The following is a 21,050-nucleotide window of genomic DNA, read 5'->3' on the forward strand; positions in this document are numbered from 1 at the left end:
TGGCTTAGAGTAACGCCCTCAGACTTAACAAGCGGGCCTTTGGCGGGTAGGGCGACCTAGATTTGGCAGTCTTCGCACAAGTAGGCGTAAGTATTGGAAACACGTTTGCGAATTATCGGCTCGCGGCAACGTCGACAAGCCACTTTATCGAGGCCAAAGACCTTCAAATGCTCGCCATAGTCACCAGGCTTACCGTAGAAATCTACGTAATCATCACCTTCGAGGGAGGTCCCACGATACTTAAGTGCATCGTGCAGAGTTTCCACCACCGACCGGTACAGCCGGCGAATCTCCTGAATAGTGAGTGACTTGGGTGCCCGGTCGGGCCGCAAACCAGCCTCGAAGAGAATCTCATCCACATAAACGTCACCCAAACCAGCCACGATCGTTTGATCTAACAGAACTTGTTTGAGACGACTGCGTTTATCAGTTAGAAGATGACCAAAAGCCGTCCACGAAATCGGCTGTTCAACCGGGTCAAGCCCGATGGTTTCTAGGTCGGGAAAGTGTTTGGCGATGGCATCTTCAGGAAGAACCGACACCACGGCCTTGCCAGAGCTATCAGCAAAACGGGTTTGACCACCTTGGGTATAGGAAAGGATGAGGAAGGTATCCTCAGACACTTTCTCCCGTGGGGTGGCTTTAACCATCAACCCTTGCTTACCTAGCTCGATCACCATGAAATGGTCGTTGTTGAGCGTGGCAATGAGAGTTAGACCACGCCTTGCAACGCTGTTGATCTTGGCACCTTCAAGCTTGTCCACCAGACTCTTCTTGCTTGAATGCCCTCTAAAAAATGACATGGGGCCGACTATTTCAGCGGTCTTAATCTTCTTGCTGGCCGCCTCTTTTTCAAAGCCCCGGCGAATGCTCTCTACCTCAGGCAATTCACGCATCTATGTTCGTCATTCCTTGGCTAATATCATTTTCTGGATTGGCCGCGGCAGCCTCATGGGTATGTAAAAGCTGCTTTAGGGCGGCTGCGGCCGCATTTTGTTCCGACTGTTTTTTTGAACGGCCTTCACCGCGGCCCAGCACTTTTCCCTCAGCGCTAACCGTGGCCTGAAAGTGCTTTTCATGATCAGGACCGAAGTGGCTTACCTGATATTGCGGCGCCGTCGAATAGTTAAGGCGCGCAATCAATTCTTGGAGCTCGGTTTTGTAATCTTGATAACGGGGCGTTTCATCGGGCGTGCGAATCTTGGGAGCGATAAGGCGTTCGACCAAATCCTTGGCCACCACCCATCCACCGTCGAGATACACCGCACCAATTACGGCTTCCATGGCATCAGCCAAAATAGAAGGCCGTTGCCGACCGCCCGATTTGTCTTCGCCCTTGCCAAGCCGCAGCGACTCGCCAAGACCAATTTCGCTGGCAGCTTCCGCCAAGCTGGCCGAGTTCACCACCGCGGCGCGCATTGGGGCCAGCTCACCTTCAGGCCGTGTGGGATAGACCCGATACAAATGTTGCGTCACTGCTAGGCCTAATACCGAGTCACCTAAAAACTCAAGCCGTTCGTTAGATTCGTAGCCAGCATGTTCAGCACAAAATGAACGATGGGTAAGCGCCAAATCTAACGTGGCTGGAGAGACGAAAACGTATCCGAGCCGCTCTTGTAGTTGAAGGAGCGAAGCATTGTCGTGCAGGATTTAGCCCACCCGACCGTGCACATAATCGACAGCATCACGAACTGTCTTTAGGTCTTCAAGGTCTTCATCATCAATGCGGAAGCCGCCTACCCGATCAGCGAGTTCTTCTTCGAGAGCTTCCACTAGTTCTATTAGTGCTAAAGAGTCAGCGTCTAGATCGTCGGCGAAGGATTGCCCTTCTTTAATGGTGGCAGGGTCTAGCTCTAAAATGTCGGCTAGGCGATCGCGGATTAGGGCGAAGATTTCGTCGCGGTCGATGGAACCTGTATCAGAGTTAGTCTCTGCGGGCACGCGGCACTCCGTAGATATAAGAATATTGACGCTAAAGGAAGGCTAGTTTAGCAGCTATTCACGAGATTAGTGCCGAAAATACTATTTCGAGGCGCTAGGTGCCAACTGCCCTACGTAGGTGCCCCACCAGATCACCGCGCACCATCTCAGCAGTCGTACGAACCGCGTTGTGAATAGCGGTGGCTGACGATGACCCGTGGCCGATCATGCAGATACCATCGACCCCCAAAAGCATCGCCCCACCAGTACTTTCTGGGTCTAGCTGGGCATACAAGGGAGCCAAACCCGGGAGCAATACCTCAGAGGCCTGGCGGGCCTCTTCGGAAGAGTCGAACACGCCGAGCAAGGCACCGATCAGAGAGCGCATGCCTCCTTCGAGTGCCTTCAGCGCCACATTGCCAGTGAAACCATCGGTCACCGCCACATCGGCAACGGAAGACATAAGGTCGCGACCTTCAATATTGCCGATAAATTCGGCCCCGATGGCGCTCCACTCAATTTTCGCCAACAGCGAATGGGTGTCTTTTACCAGTGAATTACCCTTGGTGGCTTCCTCACCGTTTGACAACAAGCCCACCCGCGGTCGTTCAACACCGTAACGCTGCTGCGAATAAACCGCCCCCATTAGGGCAAACTGCACCAACCATTCAGGGTGGCAATCGGCATTGGCACCGGCATCCAAGAGCACGCAGGGCGCTCCAACCGGATCTGGAATTGGGGTGGCAATCGCTGGACGAGCGACGCCCTTAATGCGACCCATTCGCAACAGAGCTGAAGCCATCGTGGCACCAGTGTTACCAGCGCTAATCATGGCACTGGCTCTTCCGTCGCGGACGGCTTCAGCAGCGCGTACCAGCGACGAATCTTTCATGCGTCGGACGCTACTACCGGCATCGGCATCCATTGGGATGACTTCTGATGCAGCAATAACCTCTAACGGACCGGGATCACCAATTTCATCGGGGCGACCGACGAGCACAACGGGGAAACCATCTTCATGTGCCCGAATTGCACCAGCAACTACTTCGGCTGGCGCATTGTCACCGCCCATAGCATCAACCGCGATGCGTAACACAGGGCGGCCTTATCTAGTCGACGTCGATAGCTTGACGGTTTTTGTACCATCCGCAGTTGCCACACACTACGTGGGGCACCTTGGCGGCGCTACAGCGTGGACACACGCTACGAGCTGGAGTACCTAATTTCCAGGCCGACGCACGCCGGCTACGGCTTTTGGCCTTGGAAGTCTTTCGTTTTGGGACAGCCATTGCGGAATTCCTCGAGGGGGTGTGGAGACAAGAGCCTCCAGCAGCAATTCGAAAGTGACCGGAGGGCTCCGGCACAAGGTTCGTACGATAGCCGCTTTTAGGTCAACTAGTCGAAGTGTAATGCACGAAGTGCCGACCAACGTGGGTCACCTGGCGCTTCGTCACCCTCCGGCTCATCGTCATTGGGCAGCTCATCTGCCAAAAGGGCCGGATATTCGTCGGGTACCGGGCCTCGGCATTCACTCTTACATAGTGGCGATAGTGGCAAGGCAAGAAAGATATTTTCTCTAACCACATCGGTGATGTTGATCTCATCGCTTTCGAGGGGCCAAACGTCCTCATCAGTAGTCGCGTCTTCGGAACGAGAAAACAACTCATCGACGTGAGCAACCAAGGTGTCTTCGACCACTCCTAAACACCGTCGACACTCACCTTTAAATCTGGTGGAGACTTCTCCGGTAACACGAATGGTGCCCTCATTGGCCAGTGACTCAAGCACTAGTTGAACCTCGATTGGCTCGCCTTCAGGTACCCCAGTGGCACTGATGGCGTAACCTTCGGAAGTCAACTGGCGGTCAATTTCTTTGCGTGAACCTGGCCGCCGCAGTAGATCATGCACGCTAATTTTGAGTTCAGATGACATAACAGGCGCTTGCGTTATCTATGAGTTGTCTTGGTCGAAGAAACCCGCCGAATCGGTTGAGTCGATGCCATCAGATTCGTTGTCATCGAGCTCGGCAGGAGAATCGGCTCCCCCGGGTCCACTCGATGCCGAACCTTGAAATTTCGCTCGACCTTCAGCCACTGTACGGGCAGTTCGTTCAAGAATGATCTCGAAGCTAGCTAGGCGTTGGTCGCAAAAGTCATCAACTTCGTACCGCATGGCACGTGCCTCGGCTCGTGCCTGTTTTACAATTTGGCGAGCCTTGTGTTCGGCGGCTTTGACCACCTCCGAGCGCTGCACCATCGCTCCGGCACGGGCGCGTGCCTGCTCTAAAATTTCGTCGCCTTCAGCCTGTACAGAAGCCAAAAATTCGTCGCGCTCTTTAAGCAACCAACGTGCCGCACGCAACTCATCGGGTAACCGATTGATGCCCTCGGTCAGAAGTTCTAAGACTTCGTCTTTATTAACCATTACCGAGGTTGAAAGTGGCACTGGTCGGGCTTGTGCTATGAGTTCGGCCACACGCCGCAAAAGTACTTCCGCTTCTGGGACCTTGTGGTCACTGGAGCGAAAGGGAACTTCAGGGGTTTCGGGCATTAACCCTGAACCTCCGGGTATTTCTCACTTAATCGTGCCGACACTGATGCTGGCACCATGGACGATACATCGCCACCAAAACGGGCGATCTCACGAATCAGTTTAGAAGCCAAAAACGAATGTCGTGAGGCCGAGGGGATAAAGACAGTATTTACCCCAGAAATAGCATGGTTCATTTGGGCCATCTGCAATTCACTCTCAAAATCTGATACTGCTCGGAGGCCTTTCACTATAAAGTCAGCTTCAACCTTCTTAGCGAGGTCGACCACTAGCGACGAAAACATCGTGACTTCGACCTGCGGGAGATGGGCAAACGCCTCTTTCAACATTTCTTCCCGTTCAGCCAAGGTGAATAACGGTCCAGCTTTTTGAGGGTTGCCGACAGCTGCTACAACCACTCGGTCAAATAGCCGAGCCGCAGTTTCAACGATCTCTAAATGTCCGTTGTGGACAGGGTCAAATGAACCGGGATAGAGGACAACAGCCACTAGTGCTCACTCCGTTTGGGACGACGGCATGGTTGAAATGATCGACACAAAGGTACCCCCGTATCGCTTGTGTCTCACCAACTCACCAAAATTCTTTACATCAATCTCGTGGTTAGCTTCGATAATAATGAGAGAGCTGGGCAGTTGCGTCAAGAGTTCATCCCACCGATCAAAGTCGTAGGGCGGATCACAAAACGTGACATCGACCGGTGCCATGTTACGGACATAGGACATGGCATCGCCGCTAACAACTCGGCCCGTTTTGTTGAAACCTAGGTGTTCAAGATTTTGTTGAATTAGGCGGGCAGCACGGGGATTGGATTCTACAAAAACTGCCTGCTGGGCACCGCGTGAAAGCGCCTCGATGCCCAAGGCACCACTTCCGGCGAATAGGTCGAGCACGTTGGCGTCTTGCAACACCCCCATCGAGGCCAGCACGTTAAAGGTCGCCTCACGAACCAGGTTGGAGGTCGGACGAACTTCCTCGGTAGGAAGTGTTTTGATCCAGCGACCTCGAGCTGACCCAGCCACGATACGAAGTCGTGCCGGACCAGCTTGTTTAGATTGTGGAGTTTTTGCTCTCAAGCCGTTTGCCTCACGGTCATAACGGTAGCCTAGAGGAGGTGATTCCTGACCCCACTATCGATTGCATCGACTGCGGCGGCCGTTGCCATTTAATCTCACGCCCCGATGAACTTGGCCGCTTTTATCCAGGCGAAGTTGTGGTCTATCGCTGTGAAGATTGTTTAGACCGTTGGGACTTGGTATTGCCGGAAGACGATTAACCGGGTAGGTATCAGAGCTAACGGTGGCGGTTAGGTCGGCAAACCGGCTTTGGTTCGTAACCAGCGCCACTGCAAAAAACGGCGAAAGACTGCGACCACGTAGGTAAGGCCTAAAGCACCCATAAACGAGCCCACCCATAGGTTCCAGCGGATCATGACCAACACACCAATAACTGCAAACGCCACGCCCAATAAAGCGTCGATAATCAAGATACGACGCCAATTGGAGGCATAAATGGCCGGGCTGGCCCATTTGCCGGTGGGCTCGAATGGCTCGTCGTTACCGTCATTAGCGTCGTTGTGTTCAGCTGAGTTTGAAGGGGTCATCTTATGACTTCAACAGGAATTCAGAGGTTTCATCGCCGCCCAAGAGTAGGCGTATTTCTTCCACCAACATAGGGTGCGCCCGTAAAGTTTCATCGGCTTCAAGTATTTCTTCTGCTACCTGACGAGCCACGCCGACCCAGCGTCGATCACGGCGCAGCGAGGCCAACCGCAGGTCGTTACGGCCCTTTTGTCGGCTGTCCATCAAAGTCCCTTCGCCACGTAACTCAAGATCAATTTCGGCTAGGTCAAAACCATCGGTCGATTTAACCAACGCTTCTAAGCGTTTTTGGCTGTCGGGGTTCGTGGCCCCCGAGACCAAATAGCACCAGGATTGGTTGGAACCACGCCCGACCCGGCCTCGGAGCTGATGCAGCTGGGCAATACCAAACCGGTCGGCATCAAGGATCACCATCACGGTGGCGTTGGGTACGTCGACGCCTACCTCAATCACCGTCGTAGCAACCAACACGTCAAGTTCGCCTCGGCGGAACTCATCCATAACTTGTGCTTTCTCAGCTGCACCTAGACGGCCATGGATTAACCCCAGTCGATAGGCGGCTAACTCCCCTGCTTGCAACTCTTCAAAGGTCTCAGTGGCGGCAGCAGCTTCACTGTGTTCTGATTCCTCCACGAGCGGACACACGACGTAGGCCGATCGACCAGCATCAAGTTCGGCTTTGAGCGCCGCCCACATCTCATCTAGGGAAGCAGTGGCCGCCTTAGGACGAGCATCGGGTTCCAGAAGCAAGGCTGGCCGCTCTGTCACCGGTGAAGACCCCCTGATATTGGTGTTCTCATTGACATCTGCTGACCAAACCCAGCGGGTAGTTATGGGCGTACGACCTGGGGGCAGCTCGTCGAGTATCGAAACGTCCAGGTCGCCGTAGACGGTCATGGCTGCCGTTCGTGGTATTGGTGTAGCCGTCATTACTAAAACGTCGGGAATTGAACCATCGGCGTTGGCTGTTCGCAGCACGGCGCGCTGTTCCACGCCAAAACGGTGCTGCTCATCGATCACCACCGCCCCAAGTTGCTTGAAACTGACCCCTTCTTGAATGAGCGCGTGGGTGCCAACCAAGATGTTCACTCGACCCTGGGCAAGATCTGCCAAAAGTTCTTTTCGCTTCGCGCCAACGGTCTGGTTGGTGAGGAGTTCCACAGCCAAGGGTTTGTGAGAAAAAAGCGATCCAGGCGCTTCTACCGAAAGACCATCCAGCAATTCAGCAAGAGCGGCGGTATGCTGTTCCGCTAGCACTGATGTGGGTGCCATCAGCGCCCCCTGGAATCCGTTCTCCACACTGGTAAGCAGCATGGCCACGGCCACCAGCGTCTTACCCGCACCCACATCACCCTGCAGCAGCCGGTGCATCGGTTGGTGTTGTGCCATGTCGGATTGTATTTCGCTGATGACGCGTTCCTGAGCGCTCGTTAGGGGAAACGAAAGACTGCTAAGGAACTGCGTTAATAGTCGCCCGGGCTTGAGGCTATGTGCCAACCCTCGACTTTGGCGTGCAATACGGGCTTTTCGCTCGACCAGGGCCACCTGAAGTCGTACCAGTTCATCGAAGACCAACCGAGCCCGTGCTGCCTGGGCTTGTGGCATGCTCTCCGGAAGGTGAATACCACGAAAGGCCTGGGTGCGGTCGACAAGTCCGTGCTTCGCTATCACGGCAGGAGCTATCGGCTCAGCAAACTCACCAGCTCGATCAAGCGCCTCTTCCACTAATCGCGCTATTTCCCATGTCATTAGGCCTGAGCGTTCTGACTGCGGATACACCGGGATAATACGCCCGGTCCGATCCCCAACTAGATCGACCACCGGATTTGTCATCTGGGCGCGTCCGCGGAAGTGTTCGAGCCGACCAAACAAGATCGTTTCGGTGCCGACCTTTAACTGTTTTGCTCGCCACGGCTGATTAAAGAAGGTGACCCGTATGGAATTGCGTCCGTCACTAGCAGTCGCTTCAACCAAGGCACGACCACCGCGAGTACGACGTTGTGAAATGGCCGTCACCTCCACCATGACCATGGCTTCCTCACCCGGCAAAAGCTCAGCAATGGAGGCTTGGCGAGAACGATCAATGTAGCGGCGAGGGTAGGTCATGAGGAGGTCGAGCACTGAGGTGACTTCGAGGGCAGCCAAGGCCTTAGCTCGAGCGGGGCCAACGCCGGCTAAAGTTTCGATTGGTATTTGTGCCAGGCGAGCTAAGCGTCGCGCCATCTACTCAAGCCCAAAAATATAGGGGTACAGCGGTTGGCCACCATGATGAACCTCAACTGAGAGGTCGGGGTAGTTATCATTCAGCCACTCGGTTATGGCTCGGGTGATTCCAGCGCGCGATCCGTCACCTTCAAGGATCGTCACTATCTCGTAATCGTTGCTTATCAAATGCTTCAATAGACCAACTGAAGTCTCGGTTAGATCTTTCGACACCGACCAAATGCCATCGTTCGTAACGCCGATAAAATCGCCGAGCGCAATAGGTCCGGCCTCGGAGGATGATTCACGAACGGCTTGGGTTACCTCACCGGTCACGATATCGGCCGCGGCTCGGGCCATCTCGACGCTATTGGTTTCAGCATCACTTTCGGGATCATAGGCCAAAAGCGCCGCCATCCCTTCCGTCACCGCATGCGTGGGTACTACATACACCGTTTTTTGGGTTGCTTCTACAACCTGGTTGGCAACCGCCACAATGTTTTTATTATTGGGCAGAATAACCACTTCATCGGATGGGGCCGCTTCTACGGCTGCTACTAGCTCGGCGGTTGACGGGTTCATCGACTGCCCCCCAGCCACAATTTGTTGCACCCCAAGCGCTCCGAAGAGTCGATGCAGTCCTCCTCCGGCAGCCACGGTAACCACCGCAGTACCAACGGGTTCAGGTGGTTCGTTGGGTGGCATCGATTGAGCCGCCTCACGCACCCATCGTTCTTCTTCCATTTGTTCAAAAAGGTCGGTCACCCGAATCTCACGAGGACGTCCACAATCGATAGCAGCTTCGATGGCGGCACCGATGTCATCGGTGTGAATATGGCAGTTCCACAGACCATCGCCGCCAACCACCACGATTGAATCGCCAAGCGTGGCCCAGACCTCCTTGAAGGCTGGTACCAGTTCATCGGGAGCTTCAAGGAAGTACATGACTTCATAGCGCAGATCGCTTACGCTGTCGTGCTCGCCAACCAAGGCCTCTTCCAACAGCATTGCCAAGGGCAGCACATCGTCGTTTGCTGGAGCCTCGGGCATGGGAGAACCATCGACAACATGACGAAGCGCGTCTAAGAACAGCAAAAAGCCACGACCGCCAGCATCGACTACGCCCGCTTGAGCCAACACCGGCAACAAGGTTGGCGTTCGTTCTAGCGATTCGGCACCGCTTTGGCGAGCGGCGTTTATCGTGTCGATTAGAGTAGCGCCCCCTAAGGCTGCTTCAAGTCCCGCTTCCGAGCTTTCTCTTACCACCGTCAAGATGGTGCCCTCTACCGGTCGCATGACGGCCTGATAGGCAGCTTTAGACGCCGCAATCATCGACCGGGCCAACTGCAGCGCTCCTCGATCAATCGACCCCGCAAGTGTGGCTTCATTGCTGTCATCATCGTCGGTGAGGTCTGCTTTTCGGCGAAATTCATTGGTGAAACCACGCATGATCTGGGAAAGAATGACCCCAGAGTTACCCCGGGCTCCCATTAACGAACCGTGGCTGATGGCGTGACAGACCGCTTCTAGGTCTTGGGCCGTTGCCTGGGCATCGGCACCGTTCAAATCTTGGGGCAGTTCATCCAGGCGGGCCACCACTGATTCCAAGGTCAAGGTCATATTGGTGCCAGTGTCACCGTCAGGTACGGGATAAACATTGAGACGGTTGATTTCGCTTTGGTGCGACCGTAATGCGTCCTTGAATACCCTGATTGATTCGGCCAACGCCAACGCGTCTAACCCTGCTAAGGCGGTCATAGTGTCTCTAGACTAGTGAAGGTTTTCACCCAATTAGGTGTTCAAAGCTAATTCACTGATAGCATGACCCCTCGTCCTTATCGGCTATGTATCTTTGAGGTGCCCTCATGGCCTCCGTGTGTTCGGTGTGCGGCAAGAAGCCGTCCTTTGGCATGCAAATCAGCCACTCCCACCGTCGCACCAGACGTCGGTGGAACCCCAATATCCAACGTGTGCGGGTTCGTATTGGAACCGCCACTAAGCGCGTCGACGTATGCACTGGCTGCTTGAAGGCTGGGAAGGTTCAAAAGGCCGCTCGTTAAGCGCCGCCCCCAGCTATTACTTACGTCTACAACATTTTAACGCCCGTTTCGCTGGTGAATTCGATTCCGGTGGAACGGGCGCTTCCTATTTTGGGTTAGTGAACTCGAATAGGTGAAGACTAGGATGAAGGAACCAGGTTGGATAACTACCAGGAGCCAGAACGTGCAAGGTGTGATCAAGTCCTTTGATCCAGAAACAGGCATCGGCACACTTACGTGTGATAGCGACCTGAAAGACTACGACCTAGCTCCAGGAGCATTGTCTGGAACGATTTTTCGAAATCTTCGCCCCGGACAACGTGTCTTGTTCACCGTCGATGACTCAGGATTGGCTCGTAGCTTAAGCCTGGGTTCCGAGGTAGACATGGGCACACCTGGTTACTTGACCAGCGAAGGCTGATCACCCCCCTAAACAAAATAACTTGACACCGTCGGAGAGGTAACCGCAGCTGTGAGCAAACCGACTACCAACCAGAAGCTTATATCTTGGGTTGACGAATGGGCGGAGATTCTCCAGCCCGACCGCGTTGAATGGTGTGATGGATCCGCCGAAGAGTACCAAAGGTTATGTGAAACCTTGGTAGCTGGCGGGACCTTCACATCTCTCAATGAGGCCAAGCGGCCCAATAGCTATCTGGCGTTGTCTGACCCAGACGATGTGGCGCGGGTGGAAGACCGCACCTTCATCTGTTCCGCCAAAGAAATTGATGCTGGTCCCACCAACAATTGGCGGGAACCCAGTGAAATGCGGGAAGAGATGCTGGCCCTTTACCGCGGTGCCATGGCTGGTCGCACCATGTATGTAATTCCATTCAGCATGGGCCCTATTGGTTCGCCAATTGCTCACATTGGCGTCCAACTCTCTGACTCAGCCTATGTGGCCACCAACATGCGGATCATGACGCGGATGGGCCAACGAGTGCTTGACACCTTGGGTGACGACGATTTCGTACCTTGTGTCCATTCGGTCGGCGCACCCCTAGCCGAGGGCGAGGCCGACGTTCCGTGGCCGTGTGACTCGGAACATAAGTACATCACCCATTTCCCCGAAACTCGCGAAATCTGGTCTTATGGTTCCGGCTACGGCGGCAACGCTTTGTTGGGTAAGAAGTGCTTCGCTCTTCGCATTGCATCAACCATGGCTCGCGACGAAGGCTGGATGGCCGAGCACATGTTGATCGTGGGCGTAACGCCCCCAGGTGGGGAAACTCGTTATGTTGCCGCAGCTTTCCCATCGGCTTGTGGCAAAACGAACATGGCCATGCTGATTCCAACCCTGCCTGGATGGAAGGTTGAGACGGTCGGCGACGACATCGCATGGATGAAATACGATGATGAGGGCTACCTGAGGGCCATAAACCCCGAAGCTGGTTTCTTTGGTGTCGCCCCTGGCACCAGCGACGAGACCAACTACAACGCCATGGCCACGCTCAATGAAAACTGTATTTTCACTAACGTAGCCTTAACTGATGATGGTGACGTGTGGTGGGAAGACATGAGCCCGGCACCCGAGCACCTCGTCGACTGGCGTGGCAACGATTGGACCCCGGCTTCGCAAACGCCTGCCGCTCATCCCAATGCTCGCTTCACCGCCCCTGCTGCACAGTGTCCTTCCATCTCAAGCAAGTGGGAAGATCCAGCTGGCGTGCGTATCTCGGCCATTCTCTTTGGTGGTCGACGCGCCACTAACGTTCCCCTAGTGACCCAAGCTCGCGACTGGGAACATGGCGTATTCATGGGTTCGATTATGTCGTCCGAAAAAACGGCGGCGGCGGCTGGCACGATCGGCGAGGTGCGGTTCGACCCGTTCGCCATGTTGCCATTCATTGGTTACAACGCCGGTGATTATGCCAACCATTGGTTGGATATCGGTAAGGCTACCGACGCCGAGAAGCTGCCTAAGCTGTTCTGGGTTAACTGGTTCCGCAAAGACGACAGCGGGAAGTTCATTTGGCCCGGCTTTGGTGACAACATTCGCGTCTTGAAGTGGGTTCTGGAACGTCTTGACGGCACCGCTGAAGCGGTAGAAACGCCGATTGGTTTCGTTCCAACACCCGATGCCATTGACCGCAGTGGTATTGACGTTTCCGACGCCGAGATGGACCTGCTGACCACGGTTAACAAGGAATCTTGGAAAGGTGAGCTGCCGCTAATTGAGAGACACTTCGAGTTCATCGGAGAACGTTTGCCAGAAGAGCTGGCACAACAGCTAGAAAGCCTAAAGGCTGCACTTAGCTAAATAAACGACGGTAAGGGCCACCCGGAAGCGATTTAGACTTTCTGGGTGGCCCTTTTCGCGTTCAGGCTTTGATCAGCCGCTACACGCCGATGGTCATGGCCCGAATCGCCAAACCCATTAGAAACAATCCGCCAAAGCCGTATAACAAATACCGCCAGGGATCTATTTGGGCCTTATAGCTATAGATCAAACCAACAGTAATGGCTGCCACAAATCCATAAAACACATGGAACTGAGCGACCTCAGCCCCTTTAATCGAAATTAGAGCTACGCCCAGAACTACCTGGATGAAGATAGCGATTTCAGCGGCGATTGTGAACCACCACATAGCGCGCTGACGCAAGGCCGGTACCCAATGAGCACCCAACGCCCACACTCCAGCCGCAGCGTTAGATAGAACGACTACCCAGGCCCAGATTCCATGGAGTTCGCGCAGGCTCAAATAACACTCACTTTACAAATTCAGATCCTCCAACAATATCGTACGACCACAGCTGGGCGTCGGTACCAACCGGTTTACGACGTTCGCCGGTTTCACCATCTTTACGGCTGTGCGCTGCTCGGAATTCAGGGGACGCGAACCAAGCATCAAACGATTTTTCGTCGCGCCAGCGCGTGACCACCAACCACTGGGTGCGCTCATCAGTGGGCTTCAATAACTCGAAACCCAAGAAGCCGTCATGACCGTCGAGCATGTGCGATTGCGGCTCAAAACGGTGCGCTAACTCGTCGCCAGCTTCAACCGGCACGGTGATCGCGTTGATCTTGATGATTGTCATGTTGTCCAGATTATACGACAACATGTCGAGATAAAAGCTCACCTGTAATTTTATGTAAAGTTAACCTTACACTACAGTTTAGGAACTGCAAGAAAGCATGGAGGAACCGACCTTCATGCGTGCCCATTCGGGGCGACGCTTCGCAAACCGTTCCTTATCGGGTTGATCAGTATATGGATGGCGCAAGACCTCAAAGAGCTCGTGGGCTAACGTCCAATCACCGCTCTCGGCCAGCTCAATGGCTTCCTGCGCCAAATAATTTCGAAGCACATACTTCGGGTTAACGGCGTCCATACGAGGAATACGTTCCTCATCATCCAAACCACCTTGCACCACCCGTTCCATCCACGATCGCAAGAAGGAAACCACCTGGTCCTTGGCGACGCCGCTCAACGCATCGGGGTTATAGAAGGCCTCAAACAGCGGATTTAAGATCTCATCATCACTAAATTCGTTAGCGACATCGATCGGCACCCGCGCCAACTCTCTGTAAAAAATCACCTGATCAATTTCAATGCTGCTCAGCGTGGCAAAGAGCTTTTCAAAACGTTCTTCATCACCTTCGTGGTATTGGGCCCAGCCCAACCGTTCCACCATCATTTTGGCGAAGGAACTGGCGAACCAAACAGGATATTGGTCGATCACCCTTTGCAGTTCTTGAACATTTTCAACCAGAGGAACCAAAGCGTTAGCAAGCGCCACCAAGTTCCAATGAGCTATCTCAGGCTGGGCGCCGTATCGGTAACGGCGGGTTCCAGCATCAGTGGTGTTGGGGGTCCAATTGAGGTCGAAGCTCTCCAACCATCCATAGGGGCCATAGTCGATCGTTAAACCCAGAATGGACATGTTGTCGGTGTTTAACACCCCATGCACGAAACCAACTCGCATCCAATCAACCACCACATGCACCGTGCGCATGGCCACTTCTTCGAAAAATGCAACCACTTGTTCCGAGAAACTGGCCTCCGGCATAGCCGCTACCAAAGCCGGAAATTCGGTTTCGAGACTGAAACGCACCAGCTGTTCGAGCAACTGGGAATCACCCCGGCTAGCAGGCAGTTCAAAAGTACCGAAGCGGGTGAAAGATGGCGCCACCCTGGCTACCACAGCACCAGATTCGGCCGCCGGATTTCCGTCGTATAGCACGTCGCGAACCACGTCATCCCCGGTGAGCACTAGCGACAAGGCCCGTGAGGTTGGAATACCAAGGTGGAACATGGCTTCGCTGCAGAGAAACTCACGAAGTGACGATCGAAGCACGGCTCGTCCGTCGCCACCGCGTGAATATGGGGTCGCCCCGGCACCTTTAAGCTGCACTAGATATTGAACGTTGTCGTCGCCCAGAATCTCACCTAGGGCAATGGCGCGACCATCACCCAGCTGGCCAGCCCAATTACCAAATTGATGCCCGCCATAGTTTTGGGCGAAGGGAACCGCACCCGCAGGAATCCGATTGCCTGAAAACACTTGGGCAAAATCGGCATCAGTCGCCAAGCCTGAATCGAGACCCAGCAACTCAAAAACCTCGGGCGACCACATTGCCAAGCTCGGCGCTCGAACAGGGGTAGGTGCTACCAACGAATATGCGGCCGAGTACACCTGTCGTCGTGCGTTGGTCGCCTCGGGATCACCAGGCAATTTATCTATATAGCGGTTTGAAAACCGCAGGTCATCGAGATTGCTTATTAGAGACCGTGGCCCGTTGATCTTTTGTGTTGTGCTCACATTTAGACCATATCGGCCACGTTCCGAGCTACATCATGAAGGCTTGCGTTACTACGTCATGAAGGCTTGCGCTCATCGGCAGGCCGCTTCAGCGTCGGGTGCCACACCAATAGGTTCGGTGCTAGTGGTAGTCGACCTGGCCGCGTTCATACCCTGGCCATCCTCGCTGGTGAAATCCTCGCTGGTAGATTCTTGACCTGAAAAGCCTGTGGTTGAGGTAGTCGCCGTCTGAAAGTTTCCGGAACGAAAAGCTTCCAGCACGACTTGGGCTTCGTCTTCAACTAGGCCCAATACCGCGGCCCCACCGGAAGTCCGAAACGGATACACCGGCAACGACATTGCCTGAAGCTCGTTCCCCTCAAAATGAGCGAACCGGTTACCAAGGTCTAACAGGGTGTTCAAGCCCAAATCACGATCGATCACAGTGTTATGGACCGCTACACCCAGCAGACGGTTAAGGGTCATTAGGTTTCCAATTCCTAAATTGTTAACTTGATCAAGAGCGCGACGCAAAAAGACTTGTTGTCGGGTAATGCGACCCAAATCACCAGTGCCATCGCTCGACCAACCGCTGTCAGTTTTGTATTCCAGATGACGAGATCGGGCGTATGCCAAAGCCATTTCAGGGTCTAAGACATGGCAACCGGCGCTTTCGATCACCAAACCGGAATGCTGATCACGTAGCGGCTGGTCAAACCACATCGGTACTCCACCAATGGCATCTACCAGCCCGGCAAAACCAGCGAAATTCACTTCCACGTAGTGGTGAATCGGAATATTAAAATTGTCCTCAATCGTGTCAACAAGGCCTTGAGGACCGTTGGCATAGGCGGTGTTAATTCGCTGAGAATGATCGGTACCGGCGATCGGCAGCCACAGATCACGTGGAAATGACAACACCGCCAAACTTTCGGTTTTCGGATCGACACGCACCACCATGATGGTGTCTGAGCGCTGACCGGAGGTTGCCTCGGTGGCTTCGACAAAAGCGTCATCAGGCAGCACCGAATCGGCTATCGACTCACGCGAGTCAGAGCCAACCACCAGGATATTCTTGGCTTCACCGGGTGGCGGCCGTGATGCTAGGACTACGTCAACTCGCTCGATCTGTCGAAAACGGTACAGGCCATATCCAAAGGTGGCGGCTACACCAAATGACGTGAACGCCGCCAGAATCAACAGACCTAGGATCAACCGCTCGGGCCAGCTTCGGCGTGCCGCGCGACGTATCTGGGCTGCCCGGGTTTCACGCCGCTGGACTCTAGTTTGCCCGGAAGATGGCGGAAGAGAGGGGGATATGCCGGGGTTCATGCGCCAAAAAGCCTAGCCCAGCGCAACACATTCGTAACATCGCCCCGCACCGCCGTAAACGGATCAGGGACCATTGAGTGGCGCGGTTAGCGCACCGCAGCGGCACATTAACCGCGCCACTCGATTAGAGCTTCGGCTCGGTGGGTAAGGTTACCGAAGTCGGATTATGTAGCAGCCACTGGTTTCTTGGTGGGCAGACCCAGAGAAACCGGACTGGCGCCCCATTCGGGCCACCGAGAACGACTAGCCAAAGAAAGCTTCCGCATAAGCTCTATAGCACCAGGGTCAGAATCACCCGGACGGGCTTCCACCAGACCGGCTTCGATCATGCGGCTCATAATCTCACGCCCCAGATCGGTGCGAACAATGGTTAGCGTCCAATCGGCATTCTCACCAATACCGCCGGTTGAAATGTCGGCATGTTCCGCCGCGAAGTCGGGGCACATCATGCACCCTTCACGCGTCCAAGCATGGCATTCCTTAAGTGGAATCTCATGATAGGACCCGTCTTTCATCCAGATCTGGAACACACCCTTGATGTTCATCTTTTCCATCTCGGACTGTGCTAACCCATATTTGGCCCAGAAGAGCTCGTCGAACATGGCTTCATCGAAAGTTTTTGAGCACAATAGACCCAAATTAAACACAAAGGGCTTGGAAACCTTGCCTAGTTTGCGGGTCCACATAACCGGCGGCGACGAGGTTTGGCAACCGGTACCCACCAGGGCCAGGTTCTTCAAACCGCGCTCCACGGCCTCGTCGAAAGCAAGCGTGTTGGCAGAATAGGTGTAGCGACTGCCCGCGGCCTTCAGCACTTCTTCACGATTCGTGGCCACTCCAGGAACGGCCTTCCAATTTGAGCCGCCCTCAACCAAGTCGCGCTCAACAAACGAAGTTAAAGCACCGTCAATGTAGCCTTCCTCGAGTGCCCACAACAAAATGGCCGAGACTAAACCACCATCTTGACCCATTCGGTGCACCATTTCATCGGAGGCCCGGGTGAGCATAATGTCTTGGTAGATACCAGACGGCTCATCCGCGGTCCGCACACGGGCAAAAAGGTGCTCGTCGGCCTGTGGTTCCCAAGCCCGAAAACGGGGGCAAGCCCGGGTACATGAAGTACAGCCTTTTTCCCCGTGAATGCAGTTGTCAAGGCCCAACTCTTCTTCCAGGTGGAAGGGCCGATAGTTGCCTGAGGAGTGCTCATATCCCAATACGTCGTGTGGGCAAGCGATCACGCAACCAGCGCAACCGGTACACAAACCAGTAGTCACGACCTCGGCGTACAGCTCTTTCCATTGGTGGGTCCACCGCTCGGGCTTACCTCCGGCCGCGGATTTAGGAGCTTGTGCTTCTACGTTGGTCATAGCTAGAGCCTACCTTTGGGAATTTACTCTTCGGTTAATTTAACCGGTCTAGATCGTGTTTTCTACCCGAAACGCTTTAACGAGTTTCGCTGACAGTCCAGATGCAATCTTTAATGATGCTGGCCAGGCGATTTGGCATAGATGTTTCACCAGCTGCCAATCGTTTTTCCCAATCAGCGAACTCGCTGTAGGGAACGTTTTGTTCTATTTGTGCCTCAGCACAAGTACAAACCTCAATCAGGTTCGGATCGTCGTCGTCTTCGGCACAAGCACGTAACATCGCTGTTTTCGAAGCTTCTGTATATTCATTTTGGGTACTAGACCCGCAACCACCCACCGCGAAGACCATCAGTAGCGTCGTCAACGCTGGCATCAATACCAAGCGATAAGAACGATTCGTTCGCAATGTGGATGATGGACGCGACATCAGGGTCGATTGTAGCGCTGAGCATGCCCGTGGGCCCACAACCGTGGCCCTTGACCGCCAGTCGGATTGCTGTAGCACCGCCGGCTTTGACTTGTCTTAGCCAGCGAGCTCTCGGGCCCTTATAAATATGTTGTCGGTCATTTCCTCGGTGAGGCGACCGGTGAAGGTATTCTGCTGGCTCACATGGTAAGAAGCGATAACGAAGCGGCCATCTCCAAGCTCGACCTCTAGGCCGTGGCGAAATTTTGGACGTGGCCGAAGACCAAGGTTGTTAGCTAAGACCCGATAGCCAAATGCACCTAAGGCCACAAAGACCTTGGCATTTCGCAGTAAATCCAGTTCACGAGCCAAAAACGGATAGCAATTATCTCGCTCTTGGGGGGTGGGTTTGTTGGCCGGTGGGGCACACCGAACTGGTGCTGTTATCCACATTCCACTTAGCTCTAAACCATCGTCTTTAGCAACACTGGTCGGCTGGTTGGCAAAGCCAGTGCGCCATAACGACGCGTACAGCCAATCACCGGAGCGATCACCGGTGAACATTCGCCCAGTTCGATTAGCACCATGAGCGGCCGGGGCCAAGCCCACGACCACCACCTTGGCCTCAAAATCGCCGAATCCTGGGACACCTCTCCCCCAATACTCTTGGTCACGAAAAGCTGCTCTTTTTTCTCGCGCTACGCGTTCACGCCACTCAACTAAACGGGGGCAAGCGCGACAAGTGGCGATATCGTTGGCGAGTTGAAGGAAGGCTTGAGCCGGGGGAACCGCAAGGTCTGACATGTTCTGCACAGTAGAGTAGGAATACGCTTTTGCTACCTAGGGACGCTATGACTGGTACCAACAAAGACCAAAATGATGGCCCCAAAAGTGAGGCCAAAGCCACACGAATCCTGTTAGTCCGACATGGAGTTACCGGGACCACAGGCAAGGTGCTGCCAGGCCGTGCCGAAGGATTAAATCTATCAGCCGATGGCCATGATCAGGCCCAACAGCTGGCCGCTCGAATTAGTGACGTCGGCCAAGTGACCGCCGTTTATTCATCGCCACTTGAACGGACGTTGCAAACCGCGGCACCAGTCGCCGGGGCACTTGATCTTGGCATTGCAGTACATGAAGGTCTGTTGGAATGTGATTTTGGCCAGTGGACGGGCGCTTCGCTGCCAGATTTGGTCAAGAAACCTGAATGGAAGCTCGTACAAAATAATCCGAGCGCATTTCGATTCCCTGACGGCGAGTCGTTTCTGGAAATGCAGATGCGTATCGTCGCCACCCTCATCGACATTGCTAACCAGCACCCCGGTGAGATGGTGGTGGCCGTTTCACACGCCGATCCGATTAAAGCGGCTGTCAGCTTCGCGGCCGGAGCACACTTAGACCAATTTCAACGATTTGTAATTTCACCATGTTCCGTTTCAGTGCTGCTTGTCACCGAGGGAATCTTCCATGTCCTGAGCGTTAATTCAACCGGCCACAACCTAGGGAGCTTGGCATTGTCATGACTAGCTCATTCGAGTTCATCCATCCCGACGCTTTCACCGTGGGTGCACTGGGGCGTCCAGGCGAACGAGTGTTTTACATTCAGGTTGTAGTTGACCAGGGTGTTTACAACTTCAAGCTAGAAAAGATTCAGGTTCGTTCGATGGCCGAATATTTCTCTTTCATGCTTGAAGAAGCCGAATTTCCCGTTAACTACGCTCATCCAGCCCCCGAGTTGGTAGAGCCTGTCGACCCGGAATGGACGGTGACCGCCGCTTCAATTGGCATCGACCTTGAGAACGAGTTGTTCACATTGGTGCTTCACTCTGGTGACGTATCAGTTTTAGCCGAAGATACTGAAGAGGCATTCCGAGCCTTCGAAGCACAAGTAGAAACCGACCCTCAGGCTCGAATCCAAATTTCCTTTGCCCAGGCTGCCAGTTTCATCCATCGCAATGAGACCCTCGCGGCACAAGGTCGACCCGTTTGCATCTTTTGTGGTCTACCCATAAACGTCGACGGGCACTTCTGCCCCCGAGAAAACTAGCAAATCACCGATCGTGCCATTTGCAATAAATGACCGCGAGGAACCCTCAAGAGTTCTCTTGGAGGGCAAAATTGAGGTGGAAGGCGAGATGCCCTGGAGCTCGAACACCACGCTCTTAGTACGCCTCGGTGTTGAGGGTGAAGATCCACTGATGGCCATCTACAAACCACTCCGAGGCGAGCGACCATTGTGGGACTTCCCACCTGGCTTATACCGACGCGAGGTAGCAGCCTTTGAGCTATCTCGTCATTTAGGCTGGCACTTGGTTCCCGCTACGGTTCTTCGCGACGACGCGCCTTACGGCGTAGGTTCAATACAGAGATTCGTGGACGCCGATTTTTCGCAACACTATTTCACGCTCTTCGAAGATGAAACTACTCATGTCCAGCTTCAATACATGTGCGCCTTCGACCTGTTGATAAATAACACTGATCGAAAAGCTGGCCACTGCTTGATCGATAGCAAGGGACAAATTTGGGGCATCGATAACGGACTCGCGTTCCACCAAGAATTCAAGCTTCGAACCGTAATTTGGGAATTTGGTGGCCATCCGATTCCAGCTGAAATATTGAATGATATTGAGCGACTCATAGAAGAAGGGCTACCAGCATCGATGACTACCCTCTTGGATGAGGGCGAACGCGAGGCAGTTTTAGACCGGGCAAGTTTTATACTCAACCACAAGGTTTTCCCGATCGATAGCAGCAGACACCGCTACCCTTGGCCCTTAATCTAATCCTGTTTCGGCGCCACTCGGGCATCGAGGGAAACGCGACCGCCAGACGGCTTGTCCAGGTGATGCAGCCAGGCCAGCGCACGGAGTTTCTTGTGCTGTAGCGGGCTAGA

The 21,050-nt window shown here is 54.1% G+C and carries 27 protein-coding genes; 8 read left to right on the top strand and 19 right to left on the bottom strand.

From position 1 onward, the window contains the following. Positions 1 to 56 precede the first annotated feature (56 nt). The 9 genes from WC184_06375 to rsmD form a co-directional block, all read right to left on the bottom strand. Positions 57 to 896, bottom strand: a complete 840-nt coding sequence (locus WC184_06375; protein ID MFA7477503.1) for a DNA-formamidopyrimidine glycosylase family protein — start codon at positions 894 to 896, stop codon at positions 57 to 59. Continuing rightward, positions 889 to 1,650: a ribonuclease III gene (gene rnc, locus WC184_06380; GenBank protein MFA7477504.1), complete on the bottom strand. Its 762-nt coding sequence runs from the start codon at positions 1,648 to 1,650 to the stop codon at positions 889 to 891. Before rnc ends, WC184_06375 begins: the two co-directional genes overlap by 8 nt. Next, positions 1,651 to 1,941 (bottom strand): phosphopantetheine-binding protein, encoded by a 291-nt coding sequence (locus WC184_06385; GenBank protein ID MFA7477505.1) that lies wholly within the window; start codon positions 1,939 to 1,941, stop codon positions 1,651 to 1,653. Positions 1,942 to 2,035: 94 nt separating this feature from the next. After that, the gene (gene plsX / locus WC184_06390) at positions 2,036 to 3,016 is read right to left on the bottom strand and encodes a phosphate acyltransferase PlsX (protein MFA7477506.1); all 981 of its coding nucleotides are present in this window, start codon (positions 3,014 to 3,016) and stop codon (positions 2,036 to 2,038) included. Between the two features lie 13 nt (positions 3,017 to 3,029). Then, positions 3,030 to 3,209: a 50S ribosomal protein L32 gene (gene rpmF, locus WC184_06395; protein MFA7477507.1), complete on the bottom strand. Its 180-nt coding sequence runs from the start codon at positions 3,207 to 3,209 to the stop codon at positions 3,030 to 3,032. A gap of 106 nt (positions 3,210 to 3,315) precedes the next feature. Beyond that, positions 3,316 to 3,852, bottom strand: a complete 537-nt coding sequence (locus tag WC184_06400) for a DUF177 domain-containing protein (protein MFA7477508.1) — start codon at positions 3,850 to 3,852, stop codon at positions 3,316 to 3,318. 18 nt (positions 3,853 to 3,870) lie between these two features. After that, positions 3,871 to 4,470, bottom strand: coding sequence for a hypothetical protein (locus WC184_06405; protein ID MFA7477509.1), 600 nt, complete (start codon positions 4,468 to 4,470; stop codon positions 3,871 to 3,873). Then, on the bottom strand, positions 4,470 to 4,958 hold the full coding sequence (coaD, locus tag WC184_06410) for a pantetheine-phosphate adenylyltransferase (protein MFA7477510.1): 489 nt from the start codon (positions 4,956 to 4,958) through the stop codon (positions 4,470 to 4,472). Before coaD ends, WC184_06405 begins: the two co-directional genes overlap by 1 nt. Positions 4,959 to 4,964: 6 nt before the next feature. Next, on the bottom strand, positions 4,965 to 5,543 hold the full coding sequence (gene rsmD / locus WC184_06415) for a 16S rRNA (guanine(966)-N(2))-methyltransferase RsmD (protein ID MFA7477511.1): 579 nt from the start codon (positions 5,541 to 5,543) through the stop codon (positions 4,965 to 4,967). 38 nt (positions 5,544 to 5,581) lie between these two features. On the opposite strand from rsmD, the gene WC184_06420 reads away from it, so the two are divergent. Beyond that, positions 5,582 to 5,743, top strand: coding sequence for a hypothetical protein (locus WC184_06420; protein ID MFA7477512.1), 162 nt, complete (start codon positions 5,582 to 5,584; stop codon positions 5,741 to 5,743). 30 nt (positions 5,744 to 5,773) lie between these two features. Here WC184_06420 and WC184_06425 read toward each other — a convergent pair whose 3' ends face one another. From WC184_06425 to WC184_06435, 3 genes are read right to left on the bottom strand one after another with little or no spacing between them, the layout of a single operon-like run. After that, a complete protein-coding gene (locus WC184_06425) occupies positions 5,774 to 6,070 on the bottom strand; it encodes a hypothetical protein (GenBank protein ID MFA7477513.1) in 297 nt (98 codons plus the stop codon). A 1-nt stretch (position 6,071) separates the two neighbouring features. After that, positions 6,072 to 8,291: an ATP-dependent DNA helicase RecG gene (locus WC184_06430; protein ID MFA7477514.1), complete on the bottom strand. Its 2,220-nt coding sequence runs from the start codon at positions 8,289 to 8,291 to the stop codon at positions 6,072 to 6,074. Beyond that, positions 8,292 to 10,028, bottom strand: coding sequence for a DAK2 domain-containing protein (locus tag WC184_06435; protein MFA7477515.1), 1,737 nt, complete (start codon positions 10,026 to 10,028; stop codon positions 8,292 to 8,294). It lies immediately after the preceding gene. 107 nt (positions 10,029 to 10,135) lie between these two features. On the opposite strand from WC184_06435, the gene rpmB reads away from it, so the two are divergent. From rpmB to WC184_06455, 4 genes are read left to right on the top strand one after another with little or no spacing between them, the layout of a single operon-like run. After that, on the top strand, positions 10,136 to 10,330 hold the full coding sequence (gene rpmB / locus WC184_06440) for a 50S ribosomal protein L28 (protein MFA7477516.1): 195 nt from the start codon (positions 10,136 to 10,138) through the stop codon (positions 10,328 to 10,330). Continuing rightward, positions 10,282 to 10,446: a hypothetical protein gene (locus WC184_06445; protein MFA7477517.1), complete on the top strand. Its 165-nt coding sequence runs from the start codon at positions 10,282 to 10,284 to the stop codon at positions 10,444 to 10,446. Before rpmB ends, WC184_06445 begins: the two co-directional genes overlap by 49 nt. A gap of 8 nt (positions 10,447 to 10,454) precedes the next feature. After that, entirely contained in the window at positions 10,455 to 10,730 is a 276-nt protein-coding gene (locus WC184_06450; protein ID MFA7477518.1) for a hypothetical protein, read from the top strand. Between the two features lie 51 nt (positions 10,731 to 10,781). Beyond that, the gene (locus tag WC184_06455; protein ID MFA7477519.1) at positions 10,782 to 12,569 is read left to right on the top strand and encodes a phosphoenolpyruvate carboxykinase (GTP); all 1,788 of its coding nucleotides are present in this window, start codon (positions 10,782 to 10,784) and stop codon (positions 12,567 to 12,569) included. Positions 12,570 to 12,648: 79 nt separating this feature from the next. Here WC184_06455 and WC184_06460 read toward each other — a convergent pair whose 3' ends face one another. The 7 genes from WC184_06460 to WC184_06490 form a co-directional block, all read right to left on the bottom strand. Then, on the bottom strand, positions 12,649 to 13,011 hold the full coding sequence (locus tag WC184_06460; protein MFA7477520.1) for a hypothetical protein: 363 nt from the start codon (positions 13,009 to 13,011) through the stop codon (positions 12,649 to 12,651). Positions 13,012 to 13,018: 7 nt separating this feature from the next. After that, a complete protein-coding gene (locus tag WC184_06465) occupies positions 13,019 to 13,348 on the bottom strand; it encodes an antibiotic biosynthesis monooxygenase (protein MFA7477521.1) in 330 nt (109 codons plus the stop codon). A gap of 78 nt (positions 13,349 to 13,426) precedes the next feature. Beyond that, a complete protein-coding gene (locus WC184_06470) occupies positions 13,427 to 15,073 on the bottom strand; it encodes a YdiU family protein (protein ID MFA7477522.1) in 1,647 nt (548 codons plus the stop codon). A gap of 72 nt (positions 15,074 to 15,145) precedes the next feature. Next, positions 15,146 to 16,384, bottom strand: coding sequence for an LCP family protein (locus WC184_06475; GenBank protein ID MFA7477523.1), 1,239 nt, complete (start codon positions 16,382 to 16,384; stop codon positions 15,146 to 15,148). 164 nt (positions 16,385 to 16,548) lie between these two features. After that, a complete protein-coding gene (locus WC184_06480) occupies positions 16,549 to 17,751 on the bottom strand; it encodes a Coenzyme F420 hydrogenase/dehydrogenase, beta subunit C-terminal domain (protein MFA7477524.1) in 1,203 nt (400 codons plus the stop codon). A gap of 76 nt (positions 17,752 to 17,827) precedes the next feature. Continuing rightward, positions 17,828 to 18,178 carry a hypothetical protein gene (locus tag WC184_06485; protein ID MFA7477525.1) on the bottom strand — a complete coding sequence of 117 codons (351 nt, stop codon included), beginning with the start codon at positions 18,176 to 18,178 and terminating at the stop codon, positions 17,828 to 17,830. A 96-nt stretch (positions 18,179 to 18,274) separates the two neighbouring features. After that, positions 18,275 to 18,961, bottom strand: coding sequence for a uracil-DNA glycosylase (locus WC184_06490; GenBank protein MFA7477526.1), 687 nt, complete (start codon positions 18,959 to 18,961; stop codon positions 18,275 to 18,277). Between the two features lie 47 nt (positions 18,962 to 19,008). Between WC184_06490 and WC184_06495 the strand changes: the two genes are divergently transcribed. Genes WC184_06495 through WC184_06505 form a run of 3 tightly spaced genes read left to right on the top strand, consistent with a single transcriptional unit; the run spans position 19,009 to position 20,940 of the window. Next, positions 19,009 to 19,680: a histidine phosphatase family protein gene (locus tag WC184_06495; GenBank protein MFA7477527.1), complete on the top strand. Its 672-nt coding sequence runs from the start codon at positions 19,009 to 19,011 to the stop codon at positions 19,678 to 19,680. Continuing rightward, positions 19,677 to 20,204, top strand: a complete 528-nt coding sequence (locus WC184_06500; protein ID MFA7477528.1) for a DUF3090 family protein — start codon at positions 19,677 to 19,679, stop codon at positions 20,202 to 20,204. Before WC184_06495 ends, WC184_06500 begins: the two co-directional genes overlap by 4 nt. A 13-nt stretch (positions 20,205 to 20,217) precedes the next feature. After that, a complete protein-coding gene (locus WC184_06505; protein MFA7477529.1) occupies positions 20,218 to 20,940 on the top strand; it encodes an SCO1664 family protein in 723 nt (240 codons plus the stop codon). Positions 20,941 to 21,050 lie beyond the last annotated feature (110 nt).

Source organism: Acidimicrobiia bacterium (assembly GCA_041676705.1).
Lineage (GTDB): Bacteria > Actinomycetota > Acidimicrobiia > Acidimicrobiales > SKKL01 > Actinomarinicola.

Coding starts and splice junctions, on each gene's coding strand:
- WC184_06475 (MFA7477523.1), bottom strand. CDS start 16,384: ATGAACCCCGGCATATCCCCCTCTCTTCCGCCATCTTCCGGGCAAACT.
- WC184_06480 (MFA7477524.1), bottom strand. CDS start 17,751: ATGACCAACGTAGAAGCACAAGCTCCTAAATCCGCGGCCGGAGGTAAG.
- WC184_06445 (MFA7477517.1), top strand. CDS start 10,282: ATGCACTGGCTGCTTGAAGGCTGGGAAGGTTCAAAAGGCCGCTCGTTA.
- rpmB (MFA7477516.1), top strand. CDS start 10,136: ATGGCCTCCGTGTGTTCGGTGTGCGGCAAGAAGCCGTCCTTTGGCATG.
- WC184_06435 (MFA7477515.1), bottom strand. CDS start 10,028: ATGACCGCCTTAGCAGGGTTAGACGCGTTGGCGTTGGCCGAATCAATC.
- WC184_06405 (MFA7477509.1), bottom strand. CDS start 4,470: ATGCCCGAAACCCCTGAAGTTCCCTTTCGCTCCAGTGACCACAAGGTC.
- WC184_06485 (MFA7477525.1), bottom strand. CDS start 18,178: ATGTCGCGTCCATCATCCACATTGCGAACGAATCGTTCTTATCGCTTG.
- WC184_06490 (MFA7477526.1), bottom strand. CDS start 18,961: ATGTCAGACCTTGCGGTTCCCCCGGCTCAAGCCTTCCTTCAACTCGCC.
- WC184_06495 (MFA7477527.1), top strand. CDS start 19,009: ATGACTGGTACCAACAAAGACCAAAATGATGGCCCCAAAAGTGAGGCC.
- WC184_06465 (MFA7477521.1), bottom strand. CDS start 13,348: ATGACAATCATCAAGATCAACGCGATCACCGTGCCGGTTGAAGCTGGC.
- WC184_06400 (MFA7477508.1), bottom strand. CDS start 3,852: ATGTCATCTGAACTCAAAATTAGCGTGCATGATCTACTGCGGCGGCCA.
- WC184_06430 (MFA7477514.1), bottom strand. CDS start 8,291: ATGGCGCGACGCTTAGCTCGCCTGGCACAAATACCAATCGAAACTTTA.
- WC184_06450 (MFA7477518.1), top strand. CDS start 10,455: ATGAAGGAACCAGGTTGGATAACTACCAGGAGCCAGAACGTGCAAGGT.
- WC184_06500 (MFA7477528.1), top strand. CDS start 19,677: ATGACTAGCTCATTCGAGTTCATCCATCCCGACGCTTTCACCGTGGGT.
- WC184_06375 (MFA7477503.1), bottom strand. CDS start 896: ATGCGTGAATTGCCTGAGGTAGAGAGCATTCGCCGGGGCTTTGAAAAA.
- WC184_06425 (MFA7477513.1), bottom strand. CDS start 6,070: ATGACCCCTTCAAACTCAGCTGAACACAACGACGCTAATGACGGTAAC.
- rpmF (MFA7477507.1), bottom strand. CDS start 3,209: ATGGCTGTCCCAAAACGAAAGACTTCCAAGGCCAAAAGCCGTAGCCGG.